The sequence below is a fragment of the Pseudomonas sp. 10C3 genome (genome assembly GCF_036346185.1).
Taxonomy (GTDB): Bacteria; Pseudomonadota; Gammaproteobacteria; order Pseudomonadales; family Pseudomonadaceae; genus Aquipseudomonas.
Map to the genome: position 1 here is coordinate 75,464 of NZ_JASJVE010000002.1, position 18,434 is coordinate 93,897.

The window sequence follows — 18,434 nt, forward strand, 5'->3', positions numbered from 1 at the left end:
TGCCCACGCACTATTCATTTACTCCAGTTTCGCGCGCGCCCCTTAAAACAATTGGTTCTGCGCGGCTTTATCCAGCAACAGTACCGGTGGCTCGAAACGCTCTCCGTACTGTTCGACCAGATACTGCGCGCGAGCGACGAAATCCTTGAGCCCGTACTGGTTAATAAATTGCAGCGCACCACCGCTCCAGGCGGCAAAGCCGATGCCGAAGATCGACCCAATGTTAGCGTCGGCGGTGGACAACAGAACGCCCTCCTCCAGGCAACGCACGGTTTCGATGGCCTGAATGAACAGCAAGCGATCGCGTACATCCTGCGCGGCAATCTGCCCATCGGCTTTTTCGAAGCGCGATTTCAGTTCCGGCCACAAGTGCTTGGGCGCGCCTTGTGGGTAGTCATAAAACCCACCGCCAGCGGCCTTGCCTGGGCGCTTGTACTCATTGAGCATCAGGTCGACCACCGCGAACGCAGGGTGTTGCGGCACGGGTTTGCCCTCAGCCTCGAGATCCTTGCGCGCCTGTTGGCGAATGTGGCTCATCAGGCTCAAAGACACTTCATCGGACACTGCCAGCGGCCCAACGGGCATACCGGCCTTGCGCGCTTCGGTTTCAATCATCGCCGCCGATACGCCTTCGCCAAGCATGGCAATGCCTTCGTTGGTAAAGGTTCCGAACACCCGTGAGGTGAAGAAGCCCCGACTGTCGTTGACCACGATTGGGGTTTTCTTGATTTGCAGGACAAAATCGAAACCTCGGGCCAGGGTTTCATCGCTGGTGTTGGCACCCTTGATGATCTCCACCAGTTGCATCTTGTCCACCGGGCTGAAGAAATGCAGGCCGATAAACCGGTTCTCTTGCACAATCGCCTTCGCCAGGCCGCTGATAGGCAAGGTCGAGGTGTTGGACGCGATGACAGCGTCACGCAAGGCAACCCGCTCCGCTGCAGCCGTGACAGTGCCTTTGAGCGAGCGGTCTTCGAACACGGCTTCAATGATCAGATCGCAGCCATGCAGATCGGCATCCAGCTCAGTGGCCAGGATGCGGGCCAGAATCGCATCCCGCTGCTCGGCGGTCATTCGCCCACTGGAGACCTTCTTGTCCAGCAACTTGGCAGAATGGCTTTTGCCCTTCTCAGCCGCAGCCTGACTGACGTCTTTAAGTACCACCTCGATACCCGCCGACGCGCTCACGTAAGCAATGCCCGCGCCCATCATGCCCGCGCCTAACACGCCGACTTTTTTGGTCTGATGAACCGGAATACCTGTGGGGCGTGATCCACCGGCATTGATTTCATTGAGCTGAAACCAGAAAGTGCCGATCATGTTTTTCGCGACCTGACCGGTGGTGAGTTCGGTGAAGTAGCGTGTTTCGATGATCTGCGCCGTATCGAAATCCACCTGTGCGCCTTCTACAGCAGCACACAGAATTTTCTCGGGCGCCGGGAAACATCCCTGAGTACGGTTTTGCAGGATCGACGGCGCAATGGCGAGCATTTGCGCGACTTTCGGGTGTGAGGGCGTGCCACCGGGAATCTGGTACCCGGCCACATCCCACGGTTGTTTCGCGGACGGGTTGGCGCCGATCCACGCGCGGGCCTTGGCCAGCATGTCGTCGCGGTCGCTGGCGATCTGGTCAATCAGGCCTGCTTGCAGTGCCTGTTGCGGACCAATTTTCTTACCTTCGAGCAAATACGGCAGGGCTTTTTCCAGACCGAGCATGCGCACCATCCGCACGACCCCGCCGCCGCCCGGCAAGAGGCCCAAGGTGACTTCCGGCAGGCCGATCTGAACACTGCTGCTGTCCAGAGCAATGCGATGATGACAAGCCAGGCAGATCTCCCAACCGCCGCCCAGCGCGGCGCCATTAATGGCGGCGACCACCGGTTTGCCCAAGGTTTCGAGCGTGCGCAGCTGTGCCTTCAGGTTCAGGACCATCTCGTAGAACCACTGTGCACGGGCCTTGTCGACCTGAATCAGTTCGTTGAGATCGCCACCGGCGAAAAAGGTTTTCTTCGCGGAGGTGATGATTACCCCGGCAATCGAGTCTTTCTCGGTGTTCAGTCGGGCGACGATGCTGGCCATGGCATCGCGGTACACCGCGTTCATGGTGTTGGCGGTCTGGCCGGGCATGTCGATGGTCAGGACGACAATCTGGTCCTGGCCCTTCTCATAATGGATGGCGTCAGTCATGGCGGAGGTCATAGAGAAATCCTGGTGAAGTCGGGAGACAGGCTTAATAGCGTTCGATGATGGTGGCAATGCCCATGCCGCCGCCGACACACAGTGTCGCCAGGCCATAGCGCAGCTGGCGGGCTTCCAGCTCATCGAGCAAGGTGCCAAGAATTGCGCACCCGGTTGCTCCCAGTGGATGGCCCATGGCGATTGAGCCGCCATTGACGTTGACCTTGTCGCCACTGATGTCCATGTCCTTGATGAACTTGAGCACTACCGAGGCGAACGCTTCGTTGACTTCGAACAGGTCGATATCCTCGACCTTCAACCCGGCGCGGCCCAAGGCCTTGCGCGTCGCTGGCGCGGGACCGGTGAGCATGATGGTCGGGTCGGCACTGGTCACCGCCGTCGCGACAATGCGTGCCCGAGGGCGCAGACCCAGCGCCAGGCCCTTGGCCGCGGAACCGATAAGCATGGCAGCCGCACCATCAACGATCCCGGAGCTATTGCCGGGGGTATGAACATGGTTGATGCGCTCGACATGGCTGTAGACCCGAAGCGCGGTGGCGTCGAATCCCATCTGGCCGATCATTTCGAAGCTCGACTTGAGCTTGCCCAACCCCTCCAGGGTCGAGTCGGCGCGAATGAACTCATCGTGATCAAGCAGCAGCGTGCCGTTCTGGTCTCTTACCGACACCAGAGATTTGTTGAACGAACCATCGGCGCGTGCACGGGCGGCTTTTTGCTGTGAGTACAAAGCATAGGCATCGACATCGCCGCGACTGAAGCCCTCCATCGTCGCAATCAAGTCGGCACCGATCCCTTGCGGGGTGAAATGGCAGTGCATGTTGGTCTGCGGGTCCAACGCCCAGGCACCGCCGTCGCTGCCCATTGGTACACGTGACATCGACTCGACCCCGCCCACCACCACAAGGTCTTCAAAGCCTGAGCGAATTTTCATCGCGCCCAGGTTGACCGCTTCCAGGCCCGACGCGCAAAACCGGTTGAGCTGCATCCCCGCGACGCTGACGTCCCAATCGGCGACCAGTGCAGCCGTTTTGGCAATGTCCGCGCCCTGATCACCCACCGGCGTTACGCACCCCAGAACAATGTCATCGACCTGACGGGTGTCCAGTTGGTTGCGTTGCTGCAAGGCAACAAGCAATCCCGCTATCAAGTTCACCGGCTTGACACTGTACAGCGCCCCACCCGGTTTGCCTTTGCCACGGGGCGTGCGTACCGCATCGAAAATCAAAGCTTCAGTCATGAGGTCCTCGGAGCGCAGTGGAAAGTGGGTTCCTGTACCGACACCTTAAACGTCACCCGAGCTGATTCAATGACCTAAGCGCTCATTAGGCTTGACCGCCTCGCTCAGACGAACGGTAGCTGACTAACATATCTGTATCGCAAGCCTTCAAAGCGTCTAGCAAAGGCAGTACTCGGAAGCTGGCGATGAGCCTTAGTACGTGCAATTCATATCGTCTCTTGAATGATACGAAATCGATCTAAGCCATACGTGACGCGGGTCCTAAGGTTAACCCTGTAACAGACGGACGCAAAAAATACAGTAGCAGTCTGAGTTGCCGGGTCTGCCGGGACACCTGTTCGCGTGTATCACCTTTGCCAGCTGCCCGATTCATGTACTACGAAATCGGAGAGCTTTAGTCGCTCAGGAATAACAACAAAAGGCAGTCAGCCATGTTTAAACATTCGAAAGTTCGTCAGGCGGGGCTTATTGTGTTCGCCACTACTCTTTTATTGATTGTGCCGAACATGACCCGTCTGTTCGGTTGAGCGTATCTTTGCCATGCCAAAGCAAGGTATTCGATACGCTGTCGAGTAAAGCGCATCTGTGCCAATCTTCCAGCCTGAATTGATGGAGATGGGTTTATGCGTCAGTGGTTAGCGTTCATACCGTTGCTCTGCTGCTTTGCTGTCAGCCACGTGGGCGTCGTCCAAGCCGCTCAATTGAGCGTCGAGCTACCCGACGGGGTCCATATTTGGGACACCGCACAGCTGCTTAAGCATCCGCAAGCGCAGCAGATCCAAATCGCCGAAGATGTTTCCTACAAACGCGCCATGACCTATCGCGCAGTGCCAATGGCGGCGCTGCTTGGGGGCATTACTGCAAAGGATCATCTCCAGGCCGTGGCCACGGATGGGTTTGCCGCCGAGATGCCCGCAGGGCCTTTGCTTGAGAGCACTGGCGCACGCGCGTGGCTGGCGATCGAAGACCCGGCAGCTCCGTGGCCCACGCTGGGCGAAAACCAGCAAAGCCCCGGTCCTTTTTATCTGGTATGGACCGAACCGAAAGCCGGCAACATCAGCCCCGAACAATGGCCCTTCGCGGTCAGTAAAGTACGAATATTAGCGTCCGTGGCTGAACGTTTCCCAATGATGCTGCCGGACCGGGCATTGGCTGCCAATGATCCGATCAATCAAGGGTTTGCACTGTTTCAGAAAAACTGCCTGGCCTGCCATCGCCTCAACGGTGCCGGTGACTCGCAACTGGGTCCGGACCTGAATCAGCCGCACAGCCCCATTGAGTACTTTGCGGGGGACTACCTCAAGCTCTACATCCGAAACCCGCAAAGCCTGCGTCAATGGCCACAGGCAAAAATGCCCGCGATCTCTACAGCGGTGCTGTCCGAGGGTGAGCTGGATCAACTGATTGGCTATCTCAGGCACATGGCGCAACGCAGAACGGCAGCGTCCCCGCTCTAAGCGCTGACGTGCCTGCGAAGAAGCTGACGCGGTGTGTCTGGCACACCGCGCTCAGGATGGTTACTGCTGCTGCACCAACAACATCGGCGAGACGAACACTTTGGCATGCATCTGCTCGCAGCCACCGCCACGGCGCATACCCCGTACCGGGCAGGCGTCGAGGTAATCCAGACCCACTGCCAGCTTGAGGTGACGCTCAGGCCGGGACAGTTGATTGGTCACATCGAAGCTGTACCAGGCGTCATCGATCCAGGCTTCCGCCCAGGCATGACTGGCCAGATGCTCGCTGTTTTCGCTATAGAGATAACCTGATACATAACGTGCGGGCACTCCCAGGCTACGGGCACAGGCCAGGAACGCATGGGTGTGGTCCTGGCACACGCCTGAACGGCCAGCAAACGCTTCAGCAGCGCTGGTATCGACTTCTGTCGAACCAGGGCTGTAGGTCATGTGTTGGTTCAGACCGTACATCAAGTCGATCAAGGCATTGCGGTCTTTGCGCGTGTGGCACTGTTTGAGCGCAAAGGCACGTATGGCTTCATCGGCTTCAGTCAGACGGGTGAAACGCAGAAATGGCAGCGCTGACTGGCTTTCATGCTCAGCCTCACGCTTCTCGTCGATTTCAACCTGGCCACGGGCACCGATAATGATCGCTTCGTGGGGCTCATCCAGCGTCAATACATGAAGGATATTGCCGAACGGATCGATCTGCGCACGCACCGGGCGCGGCAAGGTCAGCTGCCAGCTGAGTACCTGCTGGCGCTCGCTGTCGTGAGGTGTCAGACGCAAATACTGGATGCTGGCGCGGACTTGATCTTCGTAGTGATAAGTGGTCTCGTGGCTAATTGAGAGTCTCATGCAGCCTCCAGGTATGAAGTGTGGATAGCGTTACCCAATTGGGCCACTAACGGAATGAATTCATTCAGCCATTCATGCAGGCCTTCACCCAGGATTTCATCGATGCTGGTATAGCGCAGACGTGCGTCCAATTCGGCGGCCAAGCGCTGTGCCGGACGGCCATTGGCGCCTGGCAGACTCGCGAGGATCTGATCGAGCTCCTCCAGACAGGCGCGCAACGAGCGCGGGATGTCGGCACGCAACAGCAGCAATTCGGCGACCTGACGCGCACCCGGCGCGTCCCGATACAGCTCGGTGTACGCCTCGAACGACGACAAGGCGCGCAACAAGGCGCTCCACTGGTAGTAGCCGTGCGCCGAACTGTCAGAGATCGCTTCGGTATTTTTCCCGAGCACTTCGAGCATCTCGTAACGGGCGTCGAGCATGCGCAGGGTGTTATCGGCGCGCTCGATGAACGTCCCCAGACGGATAAAACGGAACGCATCGTGACGCATGATGGTGCCATAGGTCGCCCCCCGAAACAGGTGCGAACGCTCTTTGACCCACTCACAAAAACGGCTCATGCCGTAACGACTCAAACCCTGCTCGGCGATGCCGCGTATCTCAAGCCACGTGGCGTTGATGTTTTCCCACATGTCTGCCGTGATTCGTCCGCGCACCGCATGAGCACTGGCCCGAGCGGCACCCAGGCAGCTGTAAATGCTGGCCGGGTTGGTCGCATCCAGGGCGAAAAAATGCAACAAGCGTTCGGCGTGCAACTCACCGTAGCGCTCCAGATAGTCGTCCAGCGTGCCGGTAATCAACAGCGGCATGGCCATTTCATCCAGACCATCGCCGCGCCCATCCTGGGGCATCAGTGACAACGAATAGCTGACGTCGAGCATCCGCGCGAGGTTTTCCGCTCGCTCCAGATAACGCGACATCCAATATAAATCCGAGGCAGTTCTACTTAGCATTGGCAGGCATCCTTAATCCTCAACCACCCAGGTGTCTTTGGTTCCGCCGCCCTGGGACGAGTTCACCACGAGAGAGCCTTCACGCAGGGCTACTCGGGTAAGGCCGCCTGGGACTACTCGGGTTTCACGGCCGGAAAGAACAAATGGGCGCAAGTCGATATGGCGTGGGGCGATGCCGTTCTCGACAAAAGTCGGACAGGTCGACAGGCATAAAGTGGGTTGTGCGATGTACGCGTGGGGCTTGGCTTTCAGGCGGGCACGGAACACTTCGATTTCAGCTGCCGAAGCCGCCGGGCCAACCAACATGCCGTAACCACCCGAACCTTGGGTTTCCTTGACCACCAGTTCCGGCAGATGCGCCAGCACGTGGGACAACTCTTCCGGTTTGCGGCACTGCCAGGTCGGCACATTTTGCAGAATCGGCTCTTCATCCAGATAGAAACGGATCATGTCCGTCACATAGGGATAGATCGACTTGTCGTCCGCTACGCCGGTCCCGATGGCATTGGCCAGCACCACATTGCCCGAGCGATAGGCCGAAAGCAGGCCCGGGACGCCGAGCATTGAGTCGGGGTTAAACGCCAGCGGATCGAGAAACGCATCATCCAGACGCCGGTAGATCACATCGACGGCTTTAGGCCCGTCAGTGGTGCGCATGAAGACGCGATCATCACGCACGAACAGATCGGCCCCTTCCACCAACTCGACACCCATCTCGCGCGCCAGAAAGGCGTGTTCGAAAAAGGCACTGTTAAAGCGGCCAGGAGTCAGGACTACAACGCTCGGATTGTCGATGGGGCTGGAGCTTTTCAAGGTGTCGAGGAGCATGTTCGGATAATGATCGATGGGCGCGATGCGCTGAGCGGCGAACAGCTCCGGGAACAGGCGCATCATCATCTTGCGATCTTCGAGCATGTAACTGACGCCGCTGGGTGTGCGCAGGTTGTCTTCAAGCACGTAGTAGGTGCCGTCGCCATCACGCACCAAGTCAACACCGGAAATATGCGAATAAAGGTCACGGTGCAGATTCAGGCCCTGCATCGCCAACTGATATTGCTCGTTGGCCAACACCTGTTCGGCGGGAATAATCCCGGCTTTGATAATCCGTTGATCGTGATACAGGTCGGCGAGAAACATGTTCAACGCCTTGACCCGCTGAATACAGCCGCGTTCCACAATCCGCCATTCGCTGGCCGGAATACTGCGCGGAATCGTATCGAACGGAATCAACCGCTCAGTGCCCTGGTCGTCCCCATACAGCGTGAACGTAATCCCGGCACGATGAAACAAAAGGTCGGCTTCACGTCTGCGCTGAGCCAAAAGCTCCGGCGGCGTCTCACCCAGCCAACGGGCAAACTCCCGATAATGCGGACGGACCAGACCGCCAGCGTCGTACATTTCATCATAAAAGGTGCGGATCATGCCGTACTCCTTGTCACCACGGACACCAAAGGCCTTCGCAAGGCCCGTGCCATCGGCATAAACGCTTTAATATCAAACAGTTGGATAAATCCCCTAACGCAACCGCACCATTCCTGTGCAGTAACCGCCCCAACTTATTCACCTACGCCTCATTGCGACGCGTCCTTCAATAACGCTATCTATTACCAGCATAGTCAGCGTTGATTTCACAGGTGTAATTTTGTTTCACAACCCACCCAACAATCCCTCTAACGGTTAGAACCTACAAACTAAAACCGGCTGACAAAAGGTCAGCCGGTAAGGGGATTGCAACGGGGACACCCTCGGGCGTTAATTAAAACGCTTGATTTCCTGAGTCACGCCCCACCCCTCGACCTCACCGTCCAGCGGTGTGATCACCGTTTGAAAGTCTTGCTCGAAATCATCGATCCCACCATAAGTGGCGTACATCACTTTGCTCAATTGAAGATGCCATGCCCCGTCATCACGGACGCTGACCTGCGCGTTCAAGGATTCCCCACGAAACTGCCCTGCCGCTTGCCGTGCCCGCTCCTCATCCGGGAAAACGGCATAAAACTCGATGGGATGAATACGTGCGAAATCAAAACCGCCCTCTTTCATGCGGCGCAGTACGTTACTGCTGATGTCCTCTTGATAGGCTGTGCTCATGAAACGTCCTCCTATGCAACGATAGATAGAGTTTCAACACTCCCAACGCGACCCGCCGATTGGTGGTCGCTCAGCAACAGATAGTCTGTCGCCAGGAGCCAAGCATGTAGCTGACAAGGCCAGATCTATCAGGTAGACAGGGCATCGACATGGAGGAAGCCAAAGCAAGCCAGCTTCGGCCTCATTTGCAGAGTAACCCTATCGGCCGTCCGTGCCAAATGGCAGATCAAGCAATGGCCAAAGGTATGATTCAAGGAGTTTCAGTGACCGAAATAATTTGCACACTGTGCAGTGCCTTCAGGGATTTTACCGTCGGCTCGGGTGCCCGGCCGTCAAGGTCGTTCAGATCAAGTTTATCAACCACAGGGTACAAAACCTCGCGTAGATAGTCTGCCGCTGCCTCCATATCAGGACGCTGCTCGCTGCCAAACTCTAGGCTTTGTCGGACGCCATCTTTATCAAGATAAGTAATGGTCCACTGTTTCATCTATGTCTCCTCAGCGAAGCCGAAGAAAGCGGCTTACTTAATCTGGACCCTGAAAATCCAGTATTCGTTCCACTGTTTTGGCTGCCGGGCGGACAAAAAAAGAGACCGGTAAAGGTCTCTTTTTTAGTACGCCGCTCGCTTAGCGCGGCTTGCTGTCGACCACGCCCGCGGTATTCTCCATCAGGCTCTTGGTTGCGGTTTGCAGGAAGCTTTCCAGCTTCAGCCTTAGCTGTGGTAAATCAGCTTGTTGAGGCATCAGTTCGGCGTGGGGCTTGGCGCCCAGCTCATATTGGTACACGCGAGGTTCCATATCCTTGGGCTCGATCAGAATACGATCGCCAGTCACCAGGGCGACGGTCAACTCGCCCCCCGATGGTTTGATCACGCCAAAACCTTTATCGCCTTCAGGCAGGTTCAGCAAGTCACGACCCCAGCATTGGTTACGCGATTCGCCACCCAAACGCCCCATGATGGTCGGAACGATATCAATCTGGGTGCCGACAATACTGCTGCGCTGACCGAATTTCTCCTGGACGCCTGGGCCGATCATCAGCATGGGTACGTTAAAGCGACCAAGGTCCATTTCGGAGACTTGCTGATCGTTACCGAAACCGTGATCCCCGACGACGATGAACAGGGTTTCTTTGAAGTAAGGCTCTTTGCGCGCCTTCTCGAAGAATTGCCCCAACGCCCAGTCGGCATAACGCATGGCCGTCAAATGCTCATCCAGCGTGCCATGCCCGGTAACCCGCTCGACGGGCAGGTTTTCCGGCAACGCATACGGCGTATGGTTGGACAGGCTTTGCAGCAACGCATAGAAAGGCTTGCCACCTTCGCGTGCTTTCAGCTCCTGAGCGCCTCTGTCGAACATATCCTGATCGGACACACCCCACGTTGGATCGGAGAACACGGGATCGACAAAATCATTACGGCCAATGAAGTTGGTCATGCCCTGGTTGCTGAAGAAGCCTGATTGGTTGTCCCACGCAAAATCGCCGTTGTAGACATAGACATCGTCGTATTTGCGGGCACTTAGCAACTGCGGCAGGCCGGACAGTTTGTGGCTGCCTTCCGGGGTTTGCATCAGGTATTCAAAACCTGGCAGGTTTGGAAAGCAGGCCATGGTGGCGAACATGCCCTGGTGGGTATGCGTGCCATTGGAGAAGAAGCGGTCGAACAGCAGACCTTCCTTGGACAGCTTGTCGAAGTAAGGCGTGATGTTGGCATCGCTGCCCAAAGCACCCACCGAATGACCGGCGAAACTTTCCATCAGGATCACCACCACGTTGCGGATCGGCAGTGTTTTTTCCACGGGTGGCAAGGAATCGCGGCGCACGGCAGCGGTGTCGGCATCAACCAGCTTGTCACTGGCGGTCAGCAACATGTCACGCACGGTTTGTTCCGCCAACGGTTGGGGCAGCGTGGCCTTCCAGATATTGGCGCGCTGGTCGGACGTCAGGGCTTCGGCAGCAGAGATCAACGATAAGGTGCCATTGAGGCCCAACTGGTTGGCGAAGTTCGAATCAGTGGTGTACGCATCCCCCCAACGTAATGGCGGGCCCTGACGCAGGGTGCCACGAGCGGCGACGACGGCAACCATCAGGCAGGCCACGAACACGCCGATACGCAGATACCACGGTGCGACCGAGCGGTTGCTGCTCGAACTGACATTAAGCCGCCGACGGGTTCGAGTCAGACGGTCGATGCCCTTGAAGAGCAGACTCAGTACCCAGGTAACCGCCGCCCAGGCCAGCAGATAGCGTCCCACCGGGAAGCCGTTCCAGAGCATGCTCAGCACGGTTTTCGGGTCTTCCTTGACGTACTGGAACACCAGCCCGTTCAAGCGTTGATGGAACTCGCGGTAAAAGTCCAACTCCATCAGGCCGAGGAACAGCGTGATGCTGGCGCCAATCGTCAACCAAAACCGGAACAACCCACGCCCAGTCATTGCCCGGGCGCTGAACAACGCCAGCACCAGAGGAATGAGCAGGTAAATTGTCAGGCGCAAGTCGAAACGCAGGCCATTGACCATCGCCTCGAAAAAGGTCGACGCAGGGATGCTACCAATCATTTCGCGGTTATAGACCAGCAGCGCGACTCGCAGCAGGGTATACATCACCATCAAGACCAAGCCGCTCAGCAGCGTGTAAGCCAGATGCGATTTGACGGTGGGTTGCAGCAAGCGCGACGAGGCGTGCTGATGACTCAGGGCGTCCTGTGTGGCCATGGTGTTCTAGGATCCGTTGGATTCAGGGTAAATGAAGTTCAAATGCATGTGCGCCCTACGCTGTTCGAGACAGCGAGGTTGGCGCGGCGGGCAATTTATTCATGATCGTGTGTGGAGTTTACCAATGATGCGCGCCAAATCGCCAACGACAGCGCATCTAAAAAAAGGTTCCCGTGGCTCTAAAGCAAGGGTCTTGGCCGCCACAGGGCGAAATAACCGCGCATGATTTTCTGGAATGGGCTGTGAAAATTTCGTCTCGCGCAGCGACTTAAATGTAAGGTTGTGTGTCGGGGAGTTTGCATACGACGATCTAAATCGCTATTCCACGTAACAAAAAGCCGCCAATGATGGCGACTTTCCACATCAAAAATCAGTCGTTACTTGGCTTGTTGACTGCCTGCAAAACATACTGCGGCAACGCAAAGGCACCGATATGGATTTCAGGATTGTAATAACGCGTCACGATACCGCTGCCGGCGAAACGCTGACGTAACGTGTCCAAAGGCAGTTTGCGGTAGTCAGTATTGGTTGCGCCCCACGCGAAGGTCATGGCGCCACCGATGTAAGTCGGGATCGCGGCCTGGTAAAAGTGCCAGTCCGGGAACAGGCTGCGCAGGCGACCGGCAGTGGTCTGCACTTCGGCCAACTGCATGAAAGGCGTGCCGTTCTGGGTGACCAGAATACCGCCTTCGTTCAGGCAGCGGCGGCAGGCCTCATAGAAGTTTTCGGAGAACAACACTTCGCCCGGGCCAATCGGATCGGTGGAGTCGGAAATGATGATGTCGAATTTTTCTTCGGTGGTCGCCACGAAGCGCATGCCGTCATCGATCACCAGATTCAGGCGTGAATCTTCAAAAGCGCCTTTCGAGTGGTTCGGCAAGAACTGCTTGCACATCTCGACCACGGTGCCATCGATTTCAACCATGGTGATGTGTTCGATGCTGCGATGTTTGGCAACTTCGCGCAGCATACCGCCATCGCCGCCACCGATAATCAGCACGCGCTTGGCTGCGCCGTGGGCGAGGATCGGTACGTGGGTGAGCATCTCGTGGTAGATGAATTCGTCGGCTTCAGTGGTCTGGATAACGCCGTCGAGCGCCATGACCCGGCCCATGCGCGGGTTCTCGAAGATCACCAGATGTTGATGCTCGGTGCGCACTTCGTGCAGCAGTTTTTCCATACGGAAGCGCTGGCCGTAACCTTCATACAACGTCTCTTGATAATCGCTCATGGGTAAACCCCCGGTGGATGCTGATAGCAACGGACAGTGAGCCGCTTTTAGTAAAAGCGCTGCCCCTGAGAAAGTCGGGCATTCTACGTCGCGGACGATGACAGGTCGAACCTCTATTGATCAGCCCATGCTGCCCGGACCTGAAAAACAAAAAGCGCCTGACTGCAGCAGTCAGGCGCTTGAGGGGTACGTCAGCGTCAGGTCAAACGTGTCAGAGGCGCACGTTACCGCGCGGTCCGGCAATCGCCCAGATGATCAAGCCCAAAACCGGTAGCAGCACAATCAGCAATACCCACAGGATCTTCATCCCTGTTTCGGCGCCGCTTTTCAATACATTGAGGATTGCCCAGATATCCAGGGCAAGGATGATCAGACCGACCAGACCATTAAACGTAGAACCCATGGTGTTGCTCCTAATTGAATACTTCTCTGATTAGGATAGTTGCACGCAGTGAGGGTTCCATTTCGCCAGCATCTTATTTTTCGTGCCCGCTGACCAAGGTCGTGCGCCGATCAAACATGCAAGGCAATGCGCAGGGCTTCCAGTGAAGGCGCTGCCGTGATACCCACTGCCGCCGCCAACTCGATCACCCGATCCTGATCCTGACCATAGATCAGCACCGCTTGCAGTTCATCGTCCAATGGCTGACTGAGGTTCATCAGTACGTAACCGCCCTTCTCCCGGTTCATGCTGCTCAGTTGAATCTGAATACGGTTGAGAGCGGTCAATGCTTCGGTTTTGGCCAATTGCTTGGGTTTGATGTTGAAGGTCACGTCCTGACCGAAGGATTCAACGATCTGTGCAAACAGGTCCATGTAACTGTCGGCCTGAAACAACACGGTCTCCGGCAAGCTGCCAACCACGACCCATTCGCCCAACGGGATGGGGAAACTGTCGTCGTAGTTGATGTCAGGATTGGTCGCGAGAAACGCCTGGGGATCGGCGTAAGCTTGGGCGGCCTCAGCCGCGATGTGCGCGATTTCTTCCTCGCCCATGCAACCCGAACTGATTTTACTGATTAATTCTATGAGTTGGTTCTTCATGGGCTGTCCTGACAATAGGCGAATAGGGGGCGCGAAAACAAGGCGCGAAGGATAACTTGAAATCCATCAGGGCTCTATTGGTAAGGCCTTGATTAACGCTACCCCTGAGCGACCGCCCCAGCGCGATCACAAGGAAGTCGGAACGATCAGCCGTTGAGCTTGCTCAATTGCTCGGCGGTGTCCGCCGCGCCCATGGTTTGCGCCGCGGCCAATGGGGTGACGCCGTTGGCATCCTGCGCATGAGGGTTGGCGCCTTTAGAGAGCAGGTAATCGACGATTGCGGTGCGGTTGAACATGGCCGCCATCATGAGCGCAGTACGCCCGTCCGCAGAGGCGCCTTCGACGTCGGCGCCGTTTTCAACCAGCAGTTTGACCACAGGCAGGTCACCCTTGAACGCCGCACCGGCAATAGGGCTCTGACCGTTGTCGTTACGTATTTCAGGATCAGCTTTAAAGTCCAATAACACGCGGACGCTGTCCAGATGTCCATGGTAGCTGGCAAGCATCAACAACGTGTCGCCCTTGTGATTGCGCAAATTGGGGGTAAGACCTTTTTCCAGTAGACGCCCAAGCATCAATGCGTCGCCTTTGCGTGCAACATCAAATACCTGCTCGGCAAACTCCAGGGCCTCGTCATCGGTCATTAATGTGGCATCGGCAGCCGATTTGGAATGATCTGACATGGTGTACTCCTTGAACGGCGCAGGCAGTTGGAATCAGCGTATGTCCGCCAGTTTCCAGAGCTGCCCGCCCAGGGTCAAGGTATGTGGTCCATAGCCAAATTCAATAGCGAAACTTGCCAGCATGGATATCCCGCAGCACATCGGGCGTTACCGGCACATAGGTGTCTGAACCCGGTAGCCAGGCGTAAACCGGATCACCCCCGGTTTTGCCGGGGTCAAAGGCCTCGTTCTTCAGTCGGGTCTTCTGGTACTTGAACGTACCCGTGGTTTCCATCTTGACCTTCACGCGCAGGAACACTGGCACTGCGTAGGACGGCATCTGACTTTTCGCGAACTGCAGCAACTCCTGGAAGTCCAGGGTCGCCAGCGACTCTGCCGGGGTAATCGCCGCCATCCCGGCACGACCGTTGGTGTTCATGATCTCGACACCGTACGCCACGACTTCAGAGATTTTAGGGTATTGAAGCATGATGTTCTCGACCTCGGTGGTCGATACGTTTTCGCCCTTCCAGCGATAGGTATCGCCCAACCGGTCGACAAATTGCACATGGCCAAAACCGATATCGCGCAGCAGATCCCCTGTGTCGAAGTACCGATCACCCTTTTCAAACACATCGCAAAGGATCACTTTCTGGTTTTTCTCAGGCTCGGTGTAGCCATCCAGCGGTGCTTTCTCATCGATCTTCGCCAGCAGCAATCCCTGTCCTCCCTTCCCGATCCTCTGCATGAAGCCATCAGCGTTACGGATCGGCGAGCCACTTTCATGGGCGTATTCCACCAACGTCCAGGCCTGAAGGGAAAAGCCAACGGTATTGTCGAAGTTGAGGACATTGGTGAAGCCGATATTGCCGTCGCTGGCAGCGTACAGTTCGCAGACATGGTCGACAGCGAAGCGTTTTTTGAACGCGGCCCAGACCCCGGGACGCAGACCATTGCCGATCATCTTGCGCACCGGATTGTCCGCGTCGTTATGCTGCTCCGGGTGATCCATCAGATAGCGGCACAGTTCGCCGACATAACCAATCGTGGTCGCCTTGAACGTGCGCGTATCACTCCAGAATTGACTGGCACTGAACTTGCGTCGGATCGCAAAGCCCGAAGCACCGCATATCGCTGAGCCCCAGCACACGTTCAGCCCTGTACCGTGATACAGCGGCAACGTGCAATAAACAATATCGTCAGGCCGCATGTCGAGCGCGATCATGCCGAAACCACCATGGGTTTTCATCCAGCGACCGTGCTTGAAAATACCCGCCTTGGGCAAACCAGTGGTGCCCGACGTGTAGATATAAAAGCACGCATCATTGAAGTAGATGCGCTGGGTGGTTATTGGGTTTGCCGGGGATTCTTCAGCGCTGACCCGCGCCAGATTGATGTAACCCTCCGGGGCCTGCCCTGCATCCCTGCTGGTGTCCTGATCGGCTACGAAGAAGGTTTTGCCTGCGTCGATGGCGACCTCGGTGCGCACGGCATCGTAAACCGCCACCAATTCCTCGCCGACGATAATCGCCAGCGGCTTCACCAGATTCAGGCTGTGTACCAACACACCCTGAGTTTGCGAGGTGTTGAGCATTGCGCACACGCCGCCGATTTTTGCCACGGCCAGCACATGCACCAATAGCTCAGGACGATTCTCGATGAAAATCCCGACCACATCCCCCTTGCGGAGGCCTTGACCGATCAGGTGATGGGCGATGCGATTGGCCCACTGATTGACCTGCTCGTAAGTGAATACGCAGTCTTTATAAAGGAGTGCCGGGCCCTGCGGGTTGCGCAACACCGCGTGTTCAAAAGTCCAGCCCAAGCCGCACGGCTGATCGGCCTTGGTGACATTGGACATTTTCATGCCCTTGATCACCCGTGGCAGCGCCCTGGCGATAGAAGGAAGCTTACGGGCCATCATGGCCCACGTGATCATGTCGCTATGACTCATGGTTGCCCCTTCGTAGCCGCGTGATTCTATTTTTTGTTTTGGGCGCGAGCGGTGCGGTGACGTCCCTGCCGCAACCACAAAGAAAGTACGTCAGCCGTTCAAAGGGTGTACACGATGGATTTGAAAAATTTTGTATCTCCCACCTAAAGAGCATTGGCGTAAGGATGGGATTAACCCACCTGACCGCTGTCCTAGCTTCAGCACGCCTCATAAAACCGCTGATCGTTAGAGCCTCTGCCAAACTCCATCGCCCCTGTATTCCCGGCAAAATGCAGGATGCTCGACAGCCATTCATGCACTTTGCACGATTCAAGAAAAACACGATATTTTTAAGCTGTTGATTTTATTACGTATTATACAAAGTCCGAGACTGGCACAGACACTGCACTAATCACTCCACGCTTGTTATCCCGTGAGCAATGGAGCCGCTAGATATGACTTTCATTCAAGAAAAATTTGCATCCGTATTTTCCGAGTTCGAAGTCACCACCCAAGCCCGTCCCGATGGTGGAGTGTTGTTGAGTTTGCGCAACAGCGAAGGCAAGCAGATCCGTCGTTCGGTGTCCTACGCTCAGCTGCACACTGCCGTGCAACTGCAGTGGGTGATCAGCGCGATTCGCCGAGACCTGGCCGCACAAGCCAGTGAACTGCCAGCACTCTCCATGCTGCAGAGTCAGCACCGCTTCGATCTGCCGACCTACTACACACGCTGAGTTCATCCAACGTGGCATAAGCATTAGCGAACAAGGCCGTAGGCGCGCATTCAGCGTCCACGGCCTTGTTGCATGTGCACCCCCATAGAAGCCCACCGCAACAGTTAATACCCTTCCTGAACACTGCGCACCTGCCCGACCGGATAGTTTTATTCGTGCCGCGTTCATCATAAGGTTTCCCTGCCAGGTACATGACGTACCTGATTTCAACTAACAGGTGAACCGGATGAACACGCAAACACTCAAGCGCATCAAACCCACTCAACAGAACACCTTCGGCTTTTACCCGCTGACCAAGTGGTGATGTGTATAACCGCTTAACGTGGTCAGGCACACCATGACGTTATCGTCATGGTGTGTTTCTTAACTGCCGAGTACCCAACAATGAATAACTTAAAACACCTCGACCATTTTTTTGGCTCACGCGATATCAGTTTACTGACAGACTCCAGCGCACTGATTGCCCACGCACAACATCAATCAATCAATGCCCTGTTGATCAACGAACTGAGCTGTTTGCCTGCCAACAGTGTGTGCATCACGTTCAGCAGAGAAGCAACCGAATCGCTGCAACAGCTGGCGGCCCACTGCCAGTCAGGGCAAACGCTGTATACCCAGGCTCACGCATTCGACCCATCGCTGAAAAGCGGGATCTACACCCTCGACCTGATCTGTTCCTGCGACTATCGTCTGGCCATGCGCAAGCAGGAGCAACTGCTGTCGCTGCTCGATGAGCATCACGTGTTGCGCCTTTCCGGGGACAACACACTCGGTACATTGCGCATCGTCAATGAGGCTGCGCCCTACGCGATGATCGAGGAAGACATTCAGGCGTCCAAGGGCTTTTATATATTCCCGCTGGCTGAGTTGCTGGAAGTCCATTACACCCATATGGACCCGGATGAACCCCGGACCTTCACCCTTGATGGCGAATTTAACGTCTCCGGCATCCTCTACGCCCGCGGCTATCCTGATCCGTCTATTGCGCCCCGATTGATCGAATCGTTGGCCAGCCTGGCCCAGGCTGTCGCTGCCCATGGCGCCACGGCGATCATCGTCGACAGTCAGGTCAGGTCCTTTACCGTCAACGCTCGCGACTACTGTGCATTGCTGACCGAAGCCACCGGCCCCCGGGGGCTGCACTTGACCGAGTGTGCATTCGGGGTCAATGCCAGCATTGCCGACAAGATCGACTACCGCATCAATTCCCAACTCAACGAAGGTATCGAAGGCCTGCACATCGCTGTGGGGGACGGCCGTCAGGGCTATCACATCGACATGCTGATGCCGGGTGTGGTCGCCACGCCCTTGGGCTGAG

The 18,434-nt window shown here is 56.4% G+C and carries 16 protein-coding genes; 3 read left to right on the top strand and 13 right to left on the bottom strand.

The features are described from left to right. Nucleotides 1-42: 42 nt before the first annotated feature. Both QN399_RS02180 and QN399_RS02185 read right to left on the bottom strand, forming a co-directional pair. Entirely contained in the window at nt 43-2,187 is a 2,145-nt protein-coding gene (locus tag QN399_RS02180) for a 3-hydroxyacyl-CoA dehydrogenase NAD-binding domain-containing protein (RefSeq protein WP_322182740.1), read from the bottom strand. A gap of 43 nt (nt 2,188-2,230) precedes the next feature. Further along, nucleotides 2,231-3,436, bottom strand: coding sequence for an acetyl-CoA C-acetyltransferase (locus tag QN399_RS02185; protein ID WP_330200498.1), 1,206 nt, complete (start codon nt 3,434-3,436; stop codon nt 2,231-2,233). A 623-nt stretch (nt 3,437-4,059) separates the two neighbouring features. Here QN399_RS02185 and QN399_RS02190 point away from each other — a divergent pair. Then, entirely contained in the window at nt 4,060-4,893 is an 834-nt protein-coding gene (locus tag QN399_RS02190) for a cytochrome c (RefSeq protein WP_322215656.1), read from the top strand. A 60-nt stretch (nt 4,894-4,953) separates the two neighbouring features. Here QN399_RS02190 and QN399_RS02195 read toward each other — a convergent pair whose 3' ends face one another. From QN399_RS02195 to QN399_RS02245, 11 genes are all read right to left on the bottom strand, one after another. Further along, nucleotides 4,954-5,751 carry a transglutaminase family protein gene (locus QN399_RS02195; protein WP_322179773.1) on the bottom strand — a complete coding sequence of 266 codons (798 nt, stop codon included), beginning with the start codon at nt 5,749-5,751 and terminating at the stop codon, nt 4,954-4,956. After that, nucleotides 5,748-6,707 (bottom strand): alpha-E domain-containing protein, encoded by a 960-nt coding sequence (locus QN399_RS02200; protein ID WP_322215653.1) that lies wholly within the window; start codon nt 6,705-6,707, stop codon nt 5,748-5,750. The genes QN399_RS02195 and QN399_RS02200 overlap by 4 nt, the downstream gene beginning before the upstream one ends. A 12-nt stretch (nt 6,708-6,719) precedes the next feature. Further along, nucleotides 6,720-8,129, bottom strand: coding sequence for a circularly permuted type 2 ATP-grasp protein (locus QN399_RS02205; protein ID WP_322179777.1), 1,410 nt, complete (start codon nt 8,127-8,129; stop codon nt 6,720-6,722). 330 nt (nt 8,130-8,459) lie between these two features. Continuing rightward, entirely contained in the window at nt 8,460-8,798 is a 339-nt protein-coding gene (locus QN399_RS02210) for a ribonuclease E inhibitor RraB (RefSeq protein ID WP_219060602.1), read from the bottom strand. Nucleotides 8,799-9,048: 250 nt separating this feature from the next. Beyond that, a complete protein-coding gene (locus QN399_RS02215) occupies nt 9,049-9,285 on the bottom strand; it encodes a hypothetical protein (RefSeq protein ID WP_322215649.1) in 237 nt (78 codons plus the stop codon). Nucleotides 9,286-9,424: 139 nt separating this feature from the next. Continuing rightward, complete coding sequence (locus QN399_RS02220; protein WP_322215646.1) at nt 9,425-11,512, bottom strand: LTA synthase family protein; 2,088 nt, start codon at nt 11,510-11,512, stop codon at nt 9,425-9,427. Nucleotides 11,513-11,882: 370 nt separating this feature from the next. Further along, nucleotides 11,883-12,743, bottom strand: a complete 861-nt coding sequence (gene speE / locus QN399_RS02225) for a polyamine aminopropyltransferase (RefSeq protein ID WP_322179783.1) — start codon at nt 12,741-12,743, stop codon at nt 11,883-11,885. A gap of 211 nt (nt 12,744-12,954) precedes the next feature. Continuing rightward, entirely contained in the window at nt 12,955-13,146 is a 192-nt protein-coding gene (locus tag QN399_RS02230) for a PLDc N-terminal domain-containing protein (RefSeq protein ID WP_219060598.1), read from the bottom strand. A gap of 110 nt (nt 13,147-13,256) precedes the next feature. Continuing rightward, entirely contained in the window at nt 13,257-13,787 is a 531-nt protein-coding gene (locus tag QN399_RS02235; protein WP_330200499.1) for a hypothetical protein, read from the bottom strand. Between the two features lie 146 nt (nt 13,788-13,933). Beyond that, the gene (locus QN399_RS02240) at nt 13,934-14,470 is read right to left on the bottom strand and encodes an ankyrin repeat domain-containing protein (protein ID WP_322179787.1); all 537 of its coding nucleotides are present in this window, start codon (nt 14,468-14,470) and stop codon (nt 13,934-13,936) included. A gap of 100 nt (nt 14,471-14,570) precedes the next feature. Next, nucleotides 14,571-16,403 carry a long-chain-acyl-CoA synthetase gene (locus tag QN399_RS02245; RefSeq protein WP_323565637.1) on the bottom strand — a complete coding sequence of 611 codons (1,833 nt, stop codon included), beginning with the start codon at nt 16,401-16,403 and terminating at the stop codon, nt 14,571-14,573. A gap of 434 nt (nt 16,404-16,837) precedes the next feature. On the opposite strand from QN399_RS02245, the gene QN399_RS02250 reads away from it, so the two are divergent. Beyond that, nucleotides 16,838-17,116: a DUF3509 domain-containing protein gene (locus tag QN399_RS02250; protein WP_322179791.1), complete on the top strand. Its 279-nt coding sequence runs from the start codon at nt 16,838-16,840 to the stop codon at nt 17,114-17,116. Nucleotides 17,117-17,500: 384 nt separating this feature from the next. Further along, entirely contained in the window at nt 17,501-18,433 is a 933-nt protein-coding gene (locus QN399_RS02255; RefSeq protein WP_322215634.1) for a hypothetical protein, read from the top strand. Nucleotide 18,434: the final 1 nt, after the last annotated feature.